The sequence below is a fragment of the Paenibacillus sp. UNC499MF genome, assembly GCF_900107975.1.
Classification (GTDB): domain Bacteria; phylum Bacillota; class Bacilli; order Paenibacillales; family NBRC-103111; genus Paenibacillus_F.
Genome location: NZ_FNVF01000001.1, coordinates 494,159 through 512,068, shown reverse-complemented (window position 1 = coordinate 512,068; position 17,910 = coordinate 494,159). Strand labels below are relative to the sequence as shown.

Annotated in this window: 17 protein-coding genes; 2 read left to right on the top strand and 15 right to left on the bottom strand. The window is 56.1% G+C overall.

The features are described from left to right. Window positions 1-101: 101 nt before the first annotated feature. The 7 genes from rpoZ to C4S74_RS02265 all read right to left on the bottom strand — a co-directional run bounded on the left by rpoZ (window position 102) and on the right by C4S74_RS02265 (window position 7,938). Window positions 102-317, bottom strand: coding sequence for a DNA-directed RNA polymerase subunit omega (gene rpoZ, locus C4S74_RS02295; RefSeq protein ID WP_103993742.1), 216 nt, complete (start codon window positions 315-317; stop codon window positions 102-104). A gap of 9 nt (window positions 318-326) precedes the next feature. Beyond that, on the bottom strand, window positions 327-959 hold the full coding sequence (gene gmk, locus C4S74_RS02290; RefSeq protein ID WP_103994253.1) for a guanylate kinase: 633 nt from the start codon (window positions 957-959) through the stop codon (window positions 327-329). Beyond that, window positions 949-1,209, bottom strand: coding sequence for an extracellular matrix/biofilm regulator RemA (gene remA, locus C4S74_RS02285; RefSeq protein ID WP_009672664.1), 261 nt, complete (start codon window positions 1,207-1,209; stop codon window positions 949-951). The genes gmk and remA overlap by 11 nt, the downstream gene beginning before the upstream one ends. 31 nt (window positions 1,210-1,240) lie before the next feature. Then, window positions 1,241-2,125 (bottom strand): YicC/YloC family endoribonuclease, encoded by an 885-nt coding sequence (locus C4S74_RS02280; RefSeq protein WP_103993741.1) that lies wholly within the window; start codon window positions 2,123-2,125, stop codon window positions 1,241-1,243. Between the two features lie 32 nt (window positions 2,126-2,157). Next, window positions 2,158-4,050, bottom strand: coding sequence for a bifunctional homocysteine S-methyltransferase/methylenetetrahydrofolate reductase (locus tag C4S74_RS02275; RefSeq protein WP_103993740.1), 1,893 nt, complete (start codon window positions 4,048-4,050; stop codon window positions 2,158-2,160). Window positions 4,051-4,159: 109 nt separating this feature from the next. Beyond that, complete coding sequence (dapF, locus tag C4S74_RS02270; RefSeq protein WP_103993739.1) at window positions 4,160-4,996, bottom strand: diaminopimelate epimerase; 837 nt, start codon at window positions 4,994-4,996, stop codon at window positions 4,160-4,162. Window positions 4,997-5,157: 161 nt separating this feature from the next. Next, a complete protein-coding gene (locus C4S74_RS02265) occupies window positions 5,158-7,938 on the bottom strand; it encodes a calcium-translocating P-type ATPase, SERCA-type (protein ID WP_103993738.1) in 2,781 nt (926 codons plus the stop codon). Window positions 7,939-8,112: 174 nt separating this feature from the next. On the opposite strand from C4S74_RS02265, the gene C4S74_RS02260 reads away from it, so the two are divergent. After that, a complete protein-coding gene (locus C4S74_RS02260) occupies window positions 8,113-9,870 on the top strand; it encodes an NFACT family protein (RefSeq protein WP_103993737.1) in 1,758 nt (585 codons plus the stop codon). A gap of 153 nt (window positions 9,871-10,023) precedes the next feature. Here the strand turns inward: C4S74_RS02260 and C4S74_RS02255 are convergent, their stop codons facing one another. The 7 genes from C4S74_RS02255 to C4S74_RS02225 all read right to left on the bottom strand — a co-directional run bounded on the left by C4S74_RS02255 (window position 10,024) and on the right by C4S74_RS02225 (window position 16,177). Then, window positions 10,024-10,956 (bottom strand): B12-binding domain-containing protein, encoded by a 933-nt coding sequence (locus C4S74_RS02255; protein ID WP_103993736.1) that lies wholly within the window; start codon window positions 10,954-10,956, stop codon window positions 10,024-10,026. Between the two features lie 73 nt (window positions 10,957-11,029). Then, entirely contained in the window at window positions 11,030-12,346 is a 1,317-nt protein-coding gene (locus C4S74_RS02250; RefSeq protein ID WP_103993735.1) for a UDP-glucose/GDP-mannose dehydrogenase family protein, read from the bottom strand. Between the two features lie 15 nt (window positions 12,347-12,361). Then, complete coding sequence (gene galU / locus C4S74_RS02245; protein ID WP_103993734.1) at window positions 12,362-13,243, bottom strand: UTP--glucose-1-phosphate uridylyltransferase GalU; 882 nt, start codon at window positions 13,241-13,243, stop codon at window positions 12,362-12,364. After that, window positions 13,230-14,087, bottom strand: coding sequence for a PHP domain-containing protein (locus tag C4S74_RS02240; protein WP_103993733.1), 858 nt, complete (start codon window positions 14,085-14,087; stop codon window positions 13,230-13,232). Before C4S74_RS02240 ends, galU begins: the two co-directional genes overlap by 14 nt. A gap of 71 nt (window positions 14,088-14,158) precedes the next feature. Beyond that, the gene (locus tag C4S74_RS02235; RefSeq protein ID WP_103994252.1) at window positions 14,159-15,070 is read right to left on the bottom strand and encodes a selenium metabolism-associated LysR family transcriptional regulator; all 912 of its coding nucleotides are present in this window, start codon (window positions 15,068-15,070) and stop codon (window positions 14,159-14,161) included. A gap of 115 nt (window positions 15,071-15,185) precedes the next feature. Further along, entirely contained in the window at window positions 15,186-15,623 is a 438-nt protein-coding gene (locus C4S74_RS02230) for a hypothetical protein (protein WP_103993732.1), read from the bottom strand. A 290-nt stretch (window positions 15,624-15,913) separates the two neighbouring features. Beyond that, a complete protein-coding gene (locus C4S74_RS02225) occupies window positions 15,914-16,177 on the bottom strand; it encodes a YlbG family protein (protein ID WP_103993731.1) in 264 nt (87 codons plus the stop codon). A 71-nt stretch (window positions 16,178-16,248) separates the two neighbouring features. Between C4S74_RS02225 and C4S74_RS02220 the strand changes: the two genes are divergently transcribed. Next, window positions 16,249-17,259: an asparaginase gene (locus tag C4S74_RS02220; RefSeq protein WP_103993730.1), complete on the top strand. Its 1,011-nt coding sequence runs from the start codon at window positions 16,249-16,251 to the stop codon at window positions 17,257-17,259. 160 nt (window positions 17,260-17,419) lie between these two features. Here the strand turns inward: C4S74_RS02220 and C4S74_RS02215 are convergent, their stop codons facing one another. Continuing rightward, window positions 17,420-17,872 (bottom strand): YlbF family regulator, encoded by a 453-nt coding sequence (locus C4S74_RS02215; protein ID WP_103993729.1) that lies wholly within the window; start codon window positions 17,870-17,872, stop codon window positions 17,420-17,422. Window positions 17,873-17,910: the final 38 nt, after the last annotated feature.

Sequence of the window (17,910 nt, the reverse complement as noted above, 5' to 3'; positions counted from 1 at the left end):
TACTCTCATCCCGTTATTATTCAGGATCGCAGTATCCGGTTGTATACATAGAACGGCAGTCACAGGGACTGCCGCTTTGGGCCGAACCGACCGCTTGGGTCTTATTCGGCGTCTTCTTTGGTTTCGATCTTCTCGTACTTCACGAGATCTCCGTACAATTCTTCCAGAGCCACTCCGACCTGCTTGTGGGATTTAATATCCTGCAGGTGCGTATTCGTACCGTCTCTAAGAGCACGCGCGCGCTTGGCGGCGGCAACTACGAGCGAATACTTGCTATCCACTTTGTCGAGCAGTTTATCAATTGAAGGATACAGCATACTTGTCGTTCACTCTCCGATCCATTGTTCCAATCTGGGTAAAATCCGGTCGCACTTACAGTGTTCAGCCATAAGAATGGACTGGATTTTGTAGCAAGCCTTGTGCACCTCGTCATTGACGATACCATAATCGTAATGCCGCATCAAACGAATCTCGTCGACAGCCATGGACATACGGCTGCGGATAATGTCGTTCGTTTCCGTACCGCGAGTCACGATACGGTTCTCCAGCTCGGCCAGAGAAGGCGGAATCAGGAAGATAAAAGTCGCCTCAGGAAACTTCTCCTTGACCTTCAAAGCGCCCTGCACTTCGATTTCCAGGATAACGTCCTTGCCGGAGGCGAGCGTTTCTTCCACAAATCGGCGAGGGGTACCGTAATAATTGCCCACATACTCGGCATATTCCAGCATCTCATCGGAAGCGATTAATTGTTCGAACTGGTCTTTCGATTTGAAAAAATAATTGACCCCTTCCACTTCGCCTTCTCTAGGCTTGCGGGTCGTGGCGGAAACAGAATAGACCAGCTCCGGCGACATCTTGCGAAGCGCGGAACATACGGTTCCTTTGCCGACGCCCGAAGGGCCTGAAAGCACGATCAGAATTCCTCTGTCCCGTTCCAGTGTATTTGTATTACTCGTCATGATCATCGTCCTTGTTAGAAAGTCGGTGAGCAACGGTCTCCGGTTGAACCGCGGATAGGATCACATGGTCGCTGTCCGTAATGATGACGGCACGGGTTCTTCTCCCGTAAGTCGCGTCAATCAGCATATGGCGGTCGCGCGCCTCCTGAATGATCCTTTTAATCGGAGCGGATTCGGGGCTTACGATCGAAATGATACGGTTAGCCGAAACAATATTACCGAACCCGATGTTGATCAATTTGATGGCCATTGAGTTTCCTCCTCGTGACACCGTCAGCGGTTCACTCGATATTCTGTATTTGTTCTCTCATTTTCTCCAATTCGGCTTTCAGCTCAATGACCCTGCCTGACACTTCAATGTGTCCCGCTTTGGAGCCGATGGTATTTGCTTCGCGGTTCATTTCTTGAATGAGAAAATCGAGCTTGCGACCGACAGGTTCCCGGGAACCGAGCAGCTGCCTAAATTGGCTGATGTGGCTGTGCAGCCGGGTCATCTCTTCGTCCACATTGGAGCGGTCCGCAAACAAGGCAATCTCGGCTGCGAGCCGCTGTTCATCCACCGGAACCTGATCCGTCAACAGGTCCTGAATCCGTTGGCGCAGCTTTGCTGCGTATTCCCGGACGACTTCAGGGGCGTAACGTTTCATTTCGGCGTTAAGATCTTCAATCATCGTCAGCCGGACGGTCAAATCTTCCGACAGGTGAGAGCCTTCTTTCTCCCTCATGCCGTTCAGCTCGGCCAGCGCTCCTTCCGTGCAGGCAACCAAAAGATCGGCGAGCGCATCGTCGCCCCCCTCGCGCTGCTCGGAAATGGCAAGCAAATCCGGCAGTTTGAGGAGATCCGACAAATGCAGCTCCCCGGTTAAGCCATGCTTCTGGCGAAGCTGTTCGGCAGCCTGCATATACCCGTCCACGAGCGCCCAGTCGACTGTTACCGATTTATTAGAAGCGGAATCCCGCTCAATCGTCACAAAGCAATCGGCACGGCCGCGTTTAATGAAGCGGAGCACCGTTTTCTTAATGGTGTCTTCGTAGGCCATCCATTCTTTCGGCATACGCACAGAGATGTCGCAATAGCGGTGATTCACGGTTTTGATATCCATCGACACCCGGTAGCCTTGCGAAGAAAGCGAGGCATGTCCGAATCCGGTCATACTTCGTATCATATAGGGGCTCACATCCATTAACCTATTGTAATTCATTTTAAAAGGGGGGACAAGAGAAATTCACGGCGCTCGGCTTTTTGCCAAACGTACCGGGTAAGCTGCACGCTCATGTCATAAAACAGGAACGGTGTCATGAAATAAATGCCATTGAACAGCGGCATCGCGGCATCAAGCAGTTCTTTGGCGATAGCCACGCCTTCCTTGCGTCCCGCTTCCCCTTCCAGCCCCGCCATTCTGGCGCGCACTTCGTCCGATAGCTGGATACCCGGGACCTCGTTGTGCAGATACTCCGCGTTACGGCCGCTGGCCAAAGGCATAATGCCTATGAAAACGGGAACATCCAGATGCTTGGTCGCCTCGTGCATCCGTTCGATCAGCTTCGGATCGTAAACGGGCTGGGTCATGATGTAATCGGCGCCGGACTCGATCTTCCGTTCCAGCCTTTGGACCGCCTTGTCCAAATATTTCACGTTGGGATTAAAAGCCGCGCCCACGATGAAATTCGCTTTCTTTTTGAGCGGCTTGCCCGAAAAAGCGATGCCCTCGTTGAGCTGTTTGATCATGCGGATCATCTCGAACGAAGTCATGTCGTAGACGGAGCTTGCGCCCGGCAAGTCCCCGAATCTCGCGGGATCTCCCGTAACGGCGAGCACGTGATCGATCCCCAGCGCGTGCAGGCCCATCAGATGGGACTGCGTGCCGATGCTGTTGCGGTCGCGGCAGGCGATGTGAATGAGCGGACGCGCCCCGTGCTGTTCTTTCACGAGCATGCCGAGCGCGAGATTGCTCATCCGCGTCACGGCCAGCGAATTGTCGGCCATCGTAATGGCGTCCACGTGCACGTCCTGGAGGGCTTTCGTTCCTTCCATGAACTTGCCGATATCCAGATCGCGCGGAGGGTCCAGTTCCACGATCACCGTATGACGCCGCTTCGCCAGGTCGACCAGAGTAGGCTCGGCATCCGCCTCCAGGGCGGATGTCTGCGGAGCCGCTTCGGTAACGACGGCCCGCTCCGCTGCGGAAACGGATTCCGCCGCATACATTTCGCTTCGTTTCGGCTCGTAGCCCTGAAGGGCCTTGACCATAGCCGCGATATGCTCCGGAGTCGTTCCGCAGCAGCCGCCGATAATTCTGGCCCCTAAGTCGGCAAAGCGAAGTGCGCTTTCGGCGAAGTATTCCGGCGTCGCGGCATACGAGTAACGGCCGTCCACGTAGTCCGGAATTCCCGCGTTCGGGAACACCGAGAACGGGATATCTCTCAGTTGGGCGACTCCCTGCAGGGAACGCAGAATGCCGTTGGGACCCGTACGGCAGTTGAATCCGATCACGTCGGCCCCTTCCTCCTTCAGGCGGAGAAACGCATCCTGCAGGGAAATGCCGTCATGGGTCGTGTTGATTCCTTCGGTAGCGAACTGGCAGATGACGGGAATCGAGCTAAGCTGGCGGATCAGGCGCAGCGCGATGAGCATCTCTTCGAGATCGTAGAACGTCTCCAGAAGCAGCCCGTCCACCCTGGTATCGAGCAGCACGAGAATTTGTTCGCGCAGCGCATCCTCGACATCCGCCGTGCGGACGTTCTTGCGCATGCCCGCCCGGATCGGGCCGATCGCTCCGACCACGTACGCATCCTCGCCGACCGAGCTGCGGGCAAGCTCGACCCCCGCTCTGTTAATGGCCTCGACTTCCTGCTCAAGGCCGTATTTGGATAATTTTTCCCTATTTGCGGAAAAAGTATTCGTTTCAATAAGCCGGGCACCGGCTTCATAATAGCGACGGTGAACGTCGGCAACCACTTCGGACTGAATCAGGTTAAGCTCCTCGTAGGAAATTCCGACGGGAAAGCCCTGCTGGTATAAGTAGGTCCCCATCGCTCCGTCCCCGATAAGGATTTTCTGCGCAAGCACCTGGCGGAGTTCCGGTTTCATGTTCTTCCCACCCCATCAAAATAGTACATTTACTTTAACACAAACGACCGGCAAACTTAAAGGCTTTTTACGTTCTAAAGTAAAACCGGCGGCTTCGCGCCGCCGGCCGTTACTCTTCGACTTTTCCTTTATAAACCTCCGCGGCCGGTCCGGTCATATAGACCCGGTTGTCCGCCTCGTTCCATTCGATAAGCAGATCGCCGCCTTTAAGCGAAATCGTGGCGGTGCGGTCCGTTTTGCCCGTCAAAACGAGAGCGACGAGCGTGGCGCACGCTCCGGTTCCGCAGGCCAGCGTCGGTCCCGCTCCCCTTTCCCATACGCGCATATCCGCGTAATCTCTGGAGCGGACCGTCACAAACTCGACGTTGGTCTTGTTGGGGAACAGCGGATGCTTCTCCAGCAGCGGCCCCCAGGCGGCCAGATCGAAGCTCGGCGCGTCTTCCACGTCGATGACACAGTGCGGATTGCCCATCGAAACCGCCGTAAACGTGAAGGTCCGCCCTCCCGCTTCGATCGGCTGGTCGATCACCTGCCGGGCATCGATCGTCGTCGGGATCCGGAGCCCCTGCAGGACAGGCTCTCCCATATCGACGCGGATCGCTTTGGCGAGACCGTTCTCCGCCGTCACGTGTACCTGCTGCACGCCGGCTCCGCGCGTTTCGACGGTGATGGCTTCTCTTTTGCCGGGATCCCGGTCGTACACATATTTGGCGACGCAGCGGATGGCGTTGCCGCACTGCTCCGGTTCGCTTCCGTCCGAATTGATAATGCGCATCTGCACGTCGGCCTTGTCGGAGGGCAAAATGAACACCAGCCCGTCGGCGCCGATGCCGAAAAAGCGGTTGCACCAGCGGACAGCGAGTTCCGCCACGTTCTCAGGAAGTTCTTTATAGCCGGACAGCACGATAAAATCGTTGCCCAGACCGTTCATTTTTGTAAATTCCATCAGGATACCCTCTCGCTAGATCGATATAATGTCATTCCCTTTATCATAGCGTAAAAGAATATCTGTGGCTATCGCCAGTTTACCGAAAAAAGAAAAACCCGCTGCGGCTTACGCCGTTAACGGGTTATGAACGTTTCACTGGTGATCCGGTCAGTATGCGATTACCGGAAACTCGGCTTGGAGCTGTACTTTGCCGTTTTTTTCTTGGACGGATTCTGCATGACACTTCCCAGTCCCATCAGGAAGGTTGGAATACCTGCCGCAATCAGCACGATGATCCATTCTTTGAAGCCGAGCGGAACGGTTTTGAAAATAGGCTGCAGCTGCGGAGTATACATGACGCCAAGCATCAGAACGAGCGAAGACAGGACGGCCAGGACAAGATACTTGTTCTGAAGGGGATTGCGGTGAAAAATGGAGCGCGAGCTGCGGCAGTCGAACACATGGATAAGCTGCGCCATAACGAGTGTCGCGAACGCGACGCTTTGCGCCAGGACGAGATGCCGGGCATCTCCCGGGTTCTCCCGCAGCACGAGCCAGAAAGCGCCCAGCGTGCAGATCCCGATAAGGAAGCCTCTGGAAATGATTTTCCACCCAAGACGGCGCGCGAAAATATTTTCTTTGGCCGAGCGGGGCTTGTGCTGCATAAGATCTTTTTCCGCCTGATCGACGCCCAGGGCCATCGCCGGAAGACCGTCCGTCACCAGATTGACCCACAATATCTGAATCGGGATAAGCGGCAGCGGAAGGCCCGCCATCATGGCAAGGAACATCGTCAGGATTTCGCCGACGTTGGAAGCGAGCAGATAGCGGATGAACTTCCGGATATTCTCGTAGATTCCCCGGCCTTCCTCGATAGCCGCCACGATGGTAGCGAAGTTATCGTCGCTGAGCACCAGGGACGACGCTTCCTTCGTCACATCCGTGCCGCTGATTCCCATGGCGATGCCGATATCCGCCGCCTTGATGGCCGGCGCGTCGTTGACTCCGTCGCCCGTCATCGCGACGACATGGCCTTTGGCCTGGAGCGCTTTGACGATGCGGAGCTTATGCTCCGGCGAAACGCGGGCGTAGACGTAAATATCGTCCACTTTGCTTTCGAGCGCCTCGTCGTCCATGGCAGCCAGCTGGTGGCCGCTGATGCACAAGCCGCCGGCCGGGAGCATCCCGAGCTGCTTGGCGATGGCTTCCGCCGTCGTCAGGTGATCCCCGGTGATCATCACCGTTTTGATACCTGCCTTGCGGCACTTGGCCATGGCTTCGCGGACTTCGCGGCGCGGCGGATCGATCATGCCGGCCAGGCCTACGAAGATGAGTCCGCGCTCGGCGTCCTCGTGATCCCCGCACGACTCCGTCGGCTTCAGCTCCCGGTAAGCCGTTCCCAGCACGCGGAGAGCCGAACGCGCCATTTCTTCGTTTGCGGCCATCACTTTGGCTTTCAGCGTGGATGTGAACGGAATCACCTTGTCGTCCCATAAAATGTAGGAGCAGTGCTGCATAAGCACATCCGGCGCTCCCTTGGTCATCACGAGCTTGCGCCCTCCGCTGGAGACGATAACCGACATTCGTTTTCTTTCGGAATCGAAAGGGAACTCGGCCAGGCGGCTGAACTGCGGATCCAAAGCTTCGTGCGTAACGCCCGCCTTGGCGGCCAATACGACAAGTGCGCCTTCCGTCGGGTCTCCTTTTACGTTCCATGCCGTTTCAGGCGGCTCGTCTTTGGCCCGCTTTTTCTTGGCCGGTTCCGTTTCCTCTTTATAAAGAACGGCGTTGCTGCATAAAGCCGATACCTGCAAAAACTGGCGCAGCATCGAATTTTTGGCGGGATTGACTCTCGTGCCGTCGCTGCTGATCTCGCCTTCCGGCGTGTATCCGTCTCCGCTCACTTCCAGCAGGCTGCCGCCGACCCACAGATGAGTCACCGTCATTTTGTTCTGGGTCAGCGTCCCCGTCTTGTCCGAGCATATAACGGAAGCGCAGCCGAGCGTTTCGACGGAAGGCAGCTTGCGGACGATTGCCTTGCGCTTGATCATCCGCTGGACGCCAAGGGCCAGAGCGATCGTAACGATCGCGGGCAGTCCTTCCGGAATAGCCGCTACGGCCAGGCTGACTCCCGCGAGAAACATCGCGTAAGGAGGCTGTCCGTGCACGATACCGGCGACAACGACCATAACCGTCAGGCAGAGCGCCACGATGATCAGGATCTTGCCGAGCTGTTCCAGCCTGTGCTGCAGCGGGGTTTCAAGCGTCTCCGTATTCTGGATCAGATCGGCGATTTTGCCCATCTCGGTCTCCATGCCGATACGCACGACCGTGCCTTTGCCCGTGCCCCGCGTGACCATCGTGCCCATAAATCCGAGATTCCGCTGGTCTCCGATCGTCACGGTGCCGGAGTCCAGCGGATCGACGGTTTTTCCGACCGGAACGGATTCGCCCGTCAAGGCGGATTCCTCCACATAGAAGCTGTTCGCTTCGATAATCCGGATATCCGCGGGCACCCGGTCTCCGCTCTCGAGAAGGATGATATCCCCGGGAACCAGGTCGCGGGCCGGAATCATCTGCAGTTCTCCTCCGCGTATCACTTTGGCTCCCGGTGCCGAAAGCTCTTTCAAAGCGCGGAGCGAACGCTCGGCGCGGAATTCCTGTATAAACCCGAGAATTCCGTTCATGATGATAATGGCGACGATCGTGATCGCGTCCAAATATTCGCCGAGCAGCCCCGATACGAGTGTGGCTCCCATTAATACGAGAACCATGAAGTCCTTGAACTGATTTAAAAACAACGTGACCGGCGAGACCCTTTTCCCTTCGGACAGTTCATTGCTGCCCGCTTCGGTCCGCCTGTTGTCCGCCTCTGCCGATGACAGACCTTCGGACGGATGAACGCTCTGCGTTAGCAGGACTTCATCCGCCGTCATCTGGAACCATTCTTTCTGACTCATCACCGTTTCCCCTCCCGGTTACTTTGAGGTACAAGACCCGCTTCTCTTGCTAAATGTATTCAGACAAGCAGCAAAATATCCCAGCTTGGACGACGCTTCCAAAGAAAGAACTTAAAATTTCCTCGCATTTATGGCATGATAGAATGTAATGAACTTGGATAGGAGACTTTCATCATGGCATTAGACGGACTGGTCCTCCATGCAATCGTGCACGAGCTGCAGGAATGTGTAGGAGGCCGGATTAATAAAATACATCAGCCTACGGGCAATGACGTGGTTATGCAAATCCGCGCCCGCGGGCGGTCGCTTAAACTTCTTCTCTCCGCGAATCCTACATATCCGCGCATGCACGTGACGGAAGGGCAGTATTTGAATCCCCAGGAAGCCCCGATGTTCTGCATGCTGCTCCGCAAACACTGCGAGGGCGGTATCATCGATTCCATCGAGCAGGTCGGGCTGGAGCGGATCGTTCACTTCCGCGTGCGCCAGCGCGACGAGCTCGGGGATGTGAGCACGAAAACCATCGTCGTGGAGATTATGGGCAGGCACAGCAACCTGATTCTCATGGACCCTTCCACGGGAACCATCCTGGACGGGATTCATCACGTGACGCCGGCGATCAGCTCTTACCGGATCGTAATGCCGGGCAGCGCCTATGTGGAGCCTCCTGCTCAGGATAAGGCGAATCCGCTCGATACGAGCGAAGCCGTCTTCCGCCGGAGCATGAGCGCCGGGATCGGCGAAGAAGCCGCGCCGGAGAAGCAGATGCTCGCTTCCTTCAGCGGCCTCAGCCCTCTTGCGGCGCGTGAGATCGTCTACCGCAGCGGTACCCGGCTGGGCGTGCCGTACGGCGAGGACGCGCTCGCTTCGCTCTGGCAATCTTTCCGCAGCGTGACGGACGCGGTGCGCGAGCGGCGGTATACTCCCGTCATCGTTGAAGAGACGAAGACGGGCAAGCTTTTTTTCTCGGTCATGGAACTGACCCAGATCGAAGGGGAGTCCCGTGTATTCCCGACCGTCAGCGAGTGCCTGGAAAGTTACTTCGGGGACAAGGCGGAACGTGATACCGTCAAGCAACGGGCCGCGGATCTCTTCAAGCTTTTGCAGAATGAGAAAGCCAAAAACATCAAGAAGATGGACAAGCTCCGGGAAACGAAGGAAGAAGCGAAAGATGCGGACCGTTTCCGCGTGATGGGAGAGCTGCTGACGGCCCATCTGCACCAAATCCGTAAAGGGGATAAGGAAGCGGCCGTGGTCAATTATTACGAGGAAGACCAGCCGCAGCAAAACATAGCGCTCGATCCCCTGCTTACGCCGTCGGAGAATGCGCAGCGCTATTTTAAACGGTATACAAAGACCAAAAACAGTCTGGCCTACGTGGAGGAGCAAATGGCCCAGACCGAGATGGAGATCCAGTATCTCTCCTCTCTGCTGCAGCAGCTCGGTTCCGCATCCATGCGGGATATCGAGGAAATCCGGGACGAGCTGGCGGAGCAAGGTTACGTGCGTGAGCGTCATACGAAAGGCAAGCGCAAGAAAAAATCCGACAAGCCGTCCGTCGCCTGCTTCACTTCGAGCGAAGGCGTTCCGATCTACGTCGGCAAAAACAATACCCAGAACGACTATGTGACGAACCGGCTTGCTAGCGCCGGAGATACTTGGCTGCATACGAAGGATATTCCGGGCTCGCACGTCGTGATCCGCAGCCAGTCTTTCGGCGAAGCCACCCTGCACGAGGCGGCCCAGCTTGCGGCTTATTTCAGCCAGGCTAAGGAATCGAGCTCGGTTCCCGTGGATTACACCCTTATCCGTCACGTGCATAAGCCGAGCGGCGCCAAGCCGGGATTCGTAATTTACGAACAGCAGAAAACACTGTTTGTGACCCCGGACGATCAGTTGATCAAGCAGATGCCGCAGACCGTGAAAGCATAAAATACGCGGCGCTCGGCACCCTGCTGTCCCTCAACACACAGCCGGACCTGGAGACCTTACCGTTGGTATGCCGATACCCTGAAGAACACACGGCGATGTGCAGCCGCTCAGACATAAATTCCGCCGGGACACCGGACAAAAAAAGCTGACAGCTCAATAGGCTGTCAGCTTTTTCAATTTCTGCGCACAATCCCGGGCATCGCCGGAAAGCAGATAAACATGTTTTGTGCCGTGAAGCACCTCGTCGCGTTCGACCGCAGTTCCGCCGATGAACACTTTGGTCCGGCAGCCGAGCTCTTCGATTCTCCGGTCCAGCTTGGCATAGAACGGATAAGCTTCTTCCAGCATTGACTTCATGGAAGAACCGAACGCGAACGCCGCGGGACGGCTCTGCTCCAGACAATCGAAAATGCCTTTCTCCGAAGGCGAGGCTCCGAGATACAGCGTCTGAAAGCCGCTTTGCAGCGCGAAATAACCCAGAAACAAAATCCCCAGCTCGTGACGCTCGTATGGAGAACAGGCGGTAATCAGTTTGGGACCGCCCGGCGGAATGGAAAACAAGTTCTTTAACGCCAGCAGACGCTCCCGGATAAAATGACTGCCGAAATGCTCCTGATACTCGGAAATTTCTCCCCGCTCCCACATCTCTCCGACGCGGATCAGAGTCGGCTGCAAAACTTGAAGCAGAATAAAGTCCATTTGGTGCAGAGCAACAAGCTGGTCGAAAAACCGCTGGGCGCCCGCCTGATCCAGCTGAAGAAAGAAACCAAGCAGCTTCTCCTGGTACTCTTTCAGTTCGCTGCGGATATAGGGAAGCTCGGCCTCGGCCGGATAAACGATCTCGGTCGAAGCCGAGCTTTCGAGCCCCAGCTGTTGTTCCTGAACGGCGAGACCGATGGGAACACCGGAGTCCGCCTTGCTTTTCAGCCATATCAATGTTTCTATATCTTGATTCGTGTAGCCTCTGTACCCGTTCGGAAAACGGTCCGGTTGAACGGCGCCGTAACGCTCCTCCCATTTGCGGATCAACTGGGTGGAAAGCCCGGAACGCATCGAGGCTTCCTTAATTGTATAAAGTCGGCTCATGTCTTTGTACCCCCGGCTAGCCTTGAACATGCCCCAATTATAAACCATTTACAAAGCTTATACAATGAACAGTTTAAACCGTTCCGGGGAATGCGGGGCGTCCGACGGATACATAAGTAAAGCCTTTCTCCGCCATCTCGGCAGGAACAAACATGTTGCGCCCGTCGATAATCAGCGGCTGGCGGACAAGGCTGCGGAGCCTGCCGAAATCGATACGCCGCAGGTCTTCCCAATCCGTTGCAATCACAACGGCTTCCGCATTTTCCGCGGCCTCATAAGGATCGGTCAGGCAGCGTACGCCGGGCAGCAGGGCGGCCGCCTTGGAAGCCGCGGCCGGATCGTACGCCGTCACGACCGCTCCCCGCTCCTGCAGGGAACGGATAATATCCAGCGCAGGGGCATCGCGAAGGTCATCCGTATTGGGCTTAAACGCAAGCCCCCATACCGCAATGCTGCGGCCTGACGCGTTTCCGCCCAAAGCGGCCGTCACCTTCTCGACAAACCGTTCGCGCTGAAGCGTATTGACCTCGATGACCGCCCGCAGGATGCGGAAATCATAATCGGCATTCTGGGCGATTTTGAGCTGGGCTCTCGTATCTTTGGGAAAGCAGGAGCCGCCGTAGCCGATTCCCGCCTGCAGAAATTTAGGCCCGATCCGGTTATCCAGCCCCATTCCCCGGGCAACGAGACTGACATCCGCGCCGACTTTCTCGCATACGTTCGCCATTTCGTTGATGAATGAAATTTTGGCGGCCAGAAAGGCATTGGACGCGTATTTAATCAGTTCGGCACTCTCGGGATCCGTCCGCACCACTTCGCCTCCGAACGGGGCCTGCAGCTTCTCTACGCGGAGAGCGGCATCGGCATCGTCGGACCCGATCACGACCCGGTCGGGATGAAACGTATCGTGGATGGCCGTCCCTTCTCTGAGAAACTCCGGATTGGACACGACGGAAAAAGGAACGGGGCGCTCCTGCCCCTCTTCTATCCACTGCCGGACGCGTCTGGATGTTCCTACGGGCACCGTACTTTTCATCACGATGATTTTGTCATCGTCCATATGCCGCGCCAATGTCTCCACCGCGCCCCGGACTTGCTCCATGTCGACTTCCCCGTTCTCCAGCGTAGGCGTTCCTACCGCAATAAAAACGATTGACGAAGCCCGCACCGCTCCTGCCAAGTCAGTCGTGAAGGACAACCGGCCGGCGGCCCGGTTCGCGGCCGAGAGCTCTCCCAACCCCGGTTCGTAAATCGGAATTTCGCCAAGGCTGAGACGGCGGACTTTATCGGGGTCGATATCCGCGCAGATCACTTCATGCCCGATTTCGGCATAGCAGCATCCCGTAACGAGCCCGACATACCCCGTCCCAATAACGGCAATGCGCTCCATTCAAGATTCTCCTCCTTATCCGATATGAAACTCGTGACGGACGAGGTTCGTTAAATACGAGCGCAGTTCCTCCTGCAGCCCTTCCCGTTCCAGAGCCATCTCGATAGTGGCCTGGATATAGCCGAATTTATCGCCGACGTCGTATCTTCTGCCCTCGATCGGATAGGCGACCATCGGCTGCTTTTCGTTCAAAATGCGCAGCGCGTCCGTCAGTTGGATCTCGCCTCCGCGGCCGGGCTCGCATTTCTCCAGGATATCGAAAATCTCCGGCATAATCAGATAGCGTCCGATAACGGCCAGGTTGGAAGGCGCGTCGGCACGGTCCGGTTTCTCCACGAGATCCGCAATCTTCTTGTAGGCGGTGATTTCGTCCGACGGCGCGACTATTCCGTATTTGCTCACATCTTCCCAGGGAACTTCCCGGACGCCGATGACGGATGTCTGAGTTTCCTCGAATACGTCCATCATCTGGCGCAGAGCCGGTTTGGACGAACGAAGAATGTCGTCACCGAGAAGAACGGCGAACGGTTCGTTCCCGATGAATTTGCGGGCGCAGTAAATCGCGTGGCCCAGACCGAGCGGCTGCTTTTGTCGGATATAGTGCACATCGGCCAGGTTGGTGACCGTACGGACCAGGGAAAGAAGTTCATCGTTGCCCTTCTCCTCCAGCATCATTTCCAATTCGACCGATTTGTCGAAATGATCCTCGATCGCGCGCTTGTTGCGTCCCGTGACGATGAGAATATCCTCGATCCCGGATTCGATGGCTTCTTCGACTATGTATTGGATGGCCGGCTTATCCACCAGCGGCAGCATTTCCTTGGGCTGCGCCTTGGTCGCGGGCAGAAACCGCGTTCCGAGACCCGCCGCGGGAATAATCGCTTTACGAATTTTCACGGTTGTTCCTCCGTTCCTGAAGCTTCCGCACGGTTTCCAGCGACGTGCGCTTGGAACCCAGCGGAGCGTGAAATACGTGACCGGCACGAACGCCGTGGAAATCGGAGCCTGCCGTTGCGATCAGCCCATGCTCCCGGGCGAGACGCCCGTAGTATGCTTCCTGCTCCGGCGTATGATCGGCGTGGCTGACTTCGATGCCATCTAAACCATATGCGATGAGCTCCCGCACAATGTCTTCATCGCCGTAAAGGCCCGGATGGGCAAGCACGGCGGCTCCGCCGGCTTCCTTAATCCAGTCGACGGCCGTGGCAGGGCGTATACGCGGCGGATTGACATAGGCGGCTCCGCCTTTGCCCAAATATTTCTCGAACGCTTCGTTCATCGAGCTTACATAGCCTTTCGCAAGCAGAACGTTTGCGATATGGGGGCGGCCGATCGTGTCCTCTTCGCTTTTGCGGGCCTCCAGGTGTTTGACGACTTCCTCCATCGAAACGGCCAAGCCCAGCTCGTTCAGACGCGCAAGCATCATCTCATTGCGCCTAACGCGCGTATTCCGGAGCTCTTCGAGACGCGCAAGAAAGCTTTTCCGCTCCGTATCGATAAAGTAACCGAGCACATGAATGTCCTGCCCGCCGGCCACTGTGCTGATTTCGACGCCCGGCACGACTTCGATGCCTATCCGTCTGCCTTCAAGCTGCGCCGCCCGGACGCCCGACACCGTATCGTGATCGGTTATGCCTACCGCGGCAAGCCCGGCTTCCTTAGCTACCCGGACATTCTCTTCCGGCGCCTGCGTGCCGTCCGATGCCGTCGTATGCGTATGTAAATCGGCCCATTGAGTCATAGATGGTGTCCCTCCTTTTTTTCTCCTGCAAATTGCAGCCGTTTATCTCTATTGGGAAAATAACGTCCATTCTAAAGCCATTTGACCAGATCGTCGCGGCGCATAAAATTCAAAAAGCTCACGGCCGAGAGCGGCAGAAGTGTGGAATTCAAATATATCGCGTAGAAGCTGCGGGTAAAAGACACGCCTTCGATTTCCTTTACCTTTAATATGCCAAGCCGGACCTCATGTTTAACCGACGACTGCGATAAAATGGACACGCCGAGACCGGCTTCTACCGCCGATTTGATCGCCCCCGTGCTGCCCAGCTCCATGACAATGTCCATGCCTCCGCACGGAATGCCCGCCCGCTCCAGCTCCTCTTCCATGACGCGCCGGGTCCCCGAACCCTCTTCCCTGAGCACGAACGGGTACCGGAAAACATCTTCCATACGGATCGTCTCCAGCTCCGCCAGCGGATGTTCCGCAGGAACGATCAGCTTCAGTTCATCGCTCAGAATGGCTTCCGTATGGACATCGGGATGCTGAATAGGAGCCTCGACAAGGCCGAACGTCAGCTGATGGGCAAAAATTTCGTCCAGAATTTGCGTCGTATTCATAACTTTCATCGCAACCGAAATATTCGGATATTCTTTGCGGAAAGGTCCCAGCAGACGGGGCAGGATATACTCCCCCATCGTCAAAGAGGCTCCGAGCTGCAGCCGTCCTTCGGCCATGGCCGTAAAGCCCGTCATGGCATTCTCGGTTTCCCGGATGAGCTCGACGCATTTGCGGGCATAAGGAATCAGCGTCCTTCCCGCTTCCGTCAATTCGATTTTTTTGGTGGAGCGATGGAACAGCTTGATTCCGAAATGATCCTCCAGGGACTGCACCTGCATCGTCACCGCGGGCTGCGTCATATGCAGCGCCTGCGCGGCGTGCGAAAAGCTGCCTTTTTCGGCTACCGTATAAAAGATGTGAAGCTGGTGAAAATTCAGAGCCATCGTCATCGCCGCCCTTTCTCCGCATTTATTATAACATTTATAGGATGGAAAAAGAGCATGCCTGCAAAATGCAGACATGCTCTTCGCCGTGCCGTAAATCCCGTAGCCGCAGGAATTAACGCCGCTTCCGGCTGTTCTTGATCAGCGTCATCCGGCGGGAGTGGCGGAGCCACGAATAGTACGACTTCAAGTCGCGCAGCTCGATGGTTTCCGACATTCTGCCGAGGAAGGTCACGATAATCATTTTATGCAGCGGATTGCCCGCAATATCGGTTTCGTTCTCGATGACGGAAAATTCCGCCACCATTACCAGATCGTCGTCCACAAGGTAAACGTCCTGTTCGTTCTTGTAATACGACGCGATTTGTCCGTCTTTCAGTTTATCCCATAAAAAATCGCAAATGTCCTCGAAGCCCGTTTTCTCGCTTTCGACCCGGTCCGCCCAGCGGAGACGAGCGTGATTCGTAATGACAATGTCCGCAATTTTTTTGTCGTTCAGGATAACATAAAAAGGTTCGTACGTGCTCCAGCGGTCCATTGTTTTGTCCCTCATGAATCACAACTCCTCTCCAAGCGTTTAGGCCTTTATACCTACGGTTTTCACCATTGTAACTCAATTTTTAAATATTTCCAAATAAAACACTCACTTAATTTATAAATATGGCGCGGCACAAGAAAAAATGTCACACAACTGTAGAAAATTCAAAATTAACAAAAAAATCAATCTTCTCATAAACTGCAGAGACGGCGAAATAAGATTTCAGAAGACTTGTCCCGCCCGCTGCGGCGGAAAGGGGTTGACCGCCGGTCAAATAACCCGTTCTACCCGGTTGCGCTTTTGTTCTACAGTGTGTAAAATTTTGATTTGTCGGGTCCGTGGCTTTCATACTCGGTTTTAATTTCACCGCGGTAGGAACGTTCCACCTTGCGTACGTAAGCCAGTTTCTGAACTTGGCGTACGGTTTCGTCATACCGGCTGGCATGAATATACAGCACCACATAGTGCATTTTTTTGGACATGTAGTGCACAGATCCGAAGCGCTCCAAATTTTTGGCGGCTTTCAAATCAGTCACCCATATGATAAGTCCGGTTCGCTCCGTTATCATGTCGTTTGACTCCTTCAGCAGGTTTCGCTTTTGATAAACTGATTCTATTCTACGGTTGGAGATGATCCTAAATGTCGGCTTCTTCGGCTGTCATTGCCCGTGTAATCCGCGGGCCCATCACTGAAAGTATTCACCGGGGCCACATCGCTGTCGTCGATCATAAGGGCCGCCTGCTTCACAGCCTGGGCGATCCCCATGCGGTTACATTCGCGCGTTCCACCGCCAAGCTGATCCAGGCGCTGCCCGTTCTCGAATCGGGCGCGGCTTCCGAATTCGGCTTCACGGACGCCGAAATTGCCCTGATCTGCGCTTCCCACAACGGGGAAGACCAGCATGTCCGCACGGCGCGCTCCATTCTGGACAAAGCGGGCGCGGAAGCGGACGATCTGCAGTGCGGCTCGCACTACCCGTTCCACAAGCCGACTTCGCGGCAGATGCGCCAGGAGGGGGAAGCCCCCACTCCCCTGCACAACAACTGCTCCGGCAAACATTCGGGCATGCTTGCTCTCGCCGCCAAGCTCGGTGTGAGCACCGGGCAGTACATGTCGCCCGAGCACCCCGTGCAGCGCCAGATGCTCGGCGCCGTCGCCGATATGGCGGGCCTTGCCCCCGATGAGATTCCTCTCGGCGTTGACGGCTGCGGCGTGCCCGTGTTCGGGCTGCCCATCGACCGCCTCGCGCTCGCTTACGCCCGGCTCGGCAAGCCAGACGGCCTATCCGCCGAGCGCGCTGACGCGTGCCGCCGCATCGTTGCGGCCATCCGGCGCGAGCCGTCCTACCTCGCGGGAAGCGACCGCTTCGACACGCGGCTGGCCGAGGCAACCGGCGGCAGAATCATCGGGAAGATGGGCGCCGAAGGCCTTTTCGCCGTCACTGTGCCCGATGAGGGGCTGGGCCTTGTCCTCAAGATCGAGGACGGCGCCCAGAGAGCGCTTTACTGCGCGATGCTCGAAGCGCTGGTGCAGCTCGGTCTGCTGCATGCGGACGAGATGGAAGCCCTTGCCGAATTTCGTGAACCGAAGGTCACGAATTGGCAGGGTACCGTCGTAGGCTCCATCAGAGCCGACTTCAGGCTTACTTAAACAGCAGCCGTGTCCGCGGGTATAATCCGCAGGCACGGCTTTTTTTAAAATCGCTTATTAGCGCTTCCGTCAAGAAACGTTGTGATTGTCAAAGGATGCTGCACGGAAACCTTGAGGGGGCTGGGCCCCCCGGTTCCGCTTGTCCGGTTCCCTGCGCCGGTTAACCGCAGCTGGAGCAGCTCCCGCCCGATCCGCAGCTGGAGCAGCCTCCGCCGGAACCGGTATCGAGTCCGCCGGGAACTTTGATCGTATCGGATACGGCAGTCGCGATAGTCTTCGATATGGTGTACAGCAGCTGGTCCAGCCGCTCTTCCGCTTCCTTGAACCTGTTTATGCTCTGCACCTGCTCAAGCCGGGATTGTACGGCCTGGACTTTATCCAGCGCGGCATGGTAATCCGGATGGAAATGGCCGAAACGCTCGCATTCCTCGAACAGATCTTTGGCTTTGTTGAACTCTCTTACGAGCCTTTGCGCCTCGAAATCTTGTTCCACCGCCTGCTTCCAATATAGATAATCCGCCACTTCGGCAGAGTTGTTAATGAGGTCGCCCACCTGATACGCTCCCATAAGAATGGACGACATATCCATCGTCTTGGCTTCCGCCACACTCACAATCGATCACTTCCTTTTGTGTTTCCTGCATACTCCCC

Bases quoted from the DNA above. Each gene is read 5' to 3' on its own strand.
- C4S74_RS02275 (WP_103993740.1), bottom strand. From the start codon at position 4,050: ATGAAACCGGAACTCCGCCAGGTGCTTGCGCAGAAAATCCTTATCGGG.
- dapF (WP_103993739.1), bottom strand. From the start codon at position 4,996: ATGGAATTTACAAAAATGAACGGTCTGGGCAACGATTTTATCGTGCTG.
- C4S74_RS02250 (WP_103993735.1), bottom strand. From the start codon at position 12,346: ATGGAGCGCATTGCCGTTATTGGGACGGGGTATGTCGGGCTCGTTACG.
- C4S74_RS02255 (WP_103993736.1), bottom strand. From the start codon at position 10,956: ATGAGCCGACTTTATACAATTAAGGAAGCCTCGATGCGTTCCGGGCTT.
- C4S74_RS02260 (WP_103993737.1), top strand. From the start codon at position 8,113: ATGGCATTAGACGGACTGGTCCTCCATGCAATCGTGCACGAGCTGCAG.
- C4S74_RS02265 (WP_103993738.1), bottom strand. From the start codon at position 7,938: ATGAGTCAGAAAGAATGGTTCCAGATGACGGCGGATGAAGTCCTGCTA.
- C4S74_RS02225 (WP_103993731.1), bottom strand. From the start codon at position 16,177: ATGATAACGGAGCGAACCGGACTTATCATATGGGTGACTGATTTGAAA.
- remA (WP_009672664.1), bottom strand. From the start codon at position 1,209: ATGGCCATCAAATTGATCAACATCGGGTTCGGTAATATTGTTTCGGCT.
- rpoZ (WP_103993742.1), bottom strand. From the start codon at position 317: ATGCTGTATCCTTCAATTGATAAACTGCTCGACAAAGTGGATAGCAAG.
- C4S74_RS02240 (WP_103993733.1), bottom strand. From the start codon at position 14,087: ATGACTCAATGGGCCGATTTACATACGCATACGACGGCATCGGACGGC.
- C4S74_RS02230 (WP_103993732.1), bottom strand. From the start codon at position 15,623: ATGAGGGACAAAACAATGGACCGCTGGAGCACGTACGAACCTTTTTAT.
- C4S74_RS02220 (WP_103993730.1), top strand. From the start codon at position 16,249: ATGTCGGCTTCTTCGGCTGTCATTGCCCGTGTAATCCGCGGGCCCATC.
- C4S74_RS02235 (WP_103994252.1), bottom strand. From the start codon at position 15,070: ATGGCTCTGAATTTTCACCAGCTTCACATCTTTTATACGGTAGCCGAA.
- C4S74_RS02280 (WP_103993741.1), bottom strand. From the start codon at position 2,125: ATGATACGAAGTATGACCGGATTCGGACATGCCTCGCTTTCTTCGCAA.
- gmk (WP_103994253.1), bottom strand. From the start codon at position 959: ATGACGAGTAATACAAATACACTGGAACGGGACAGAGGAATTCTGATC.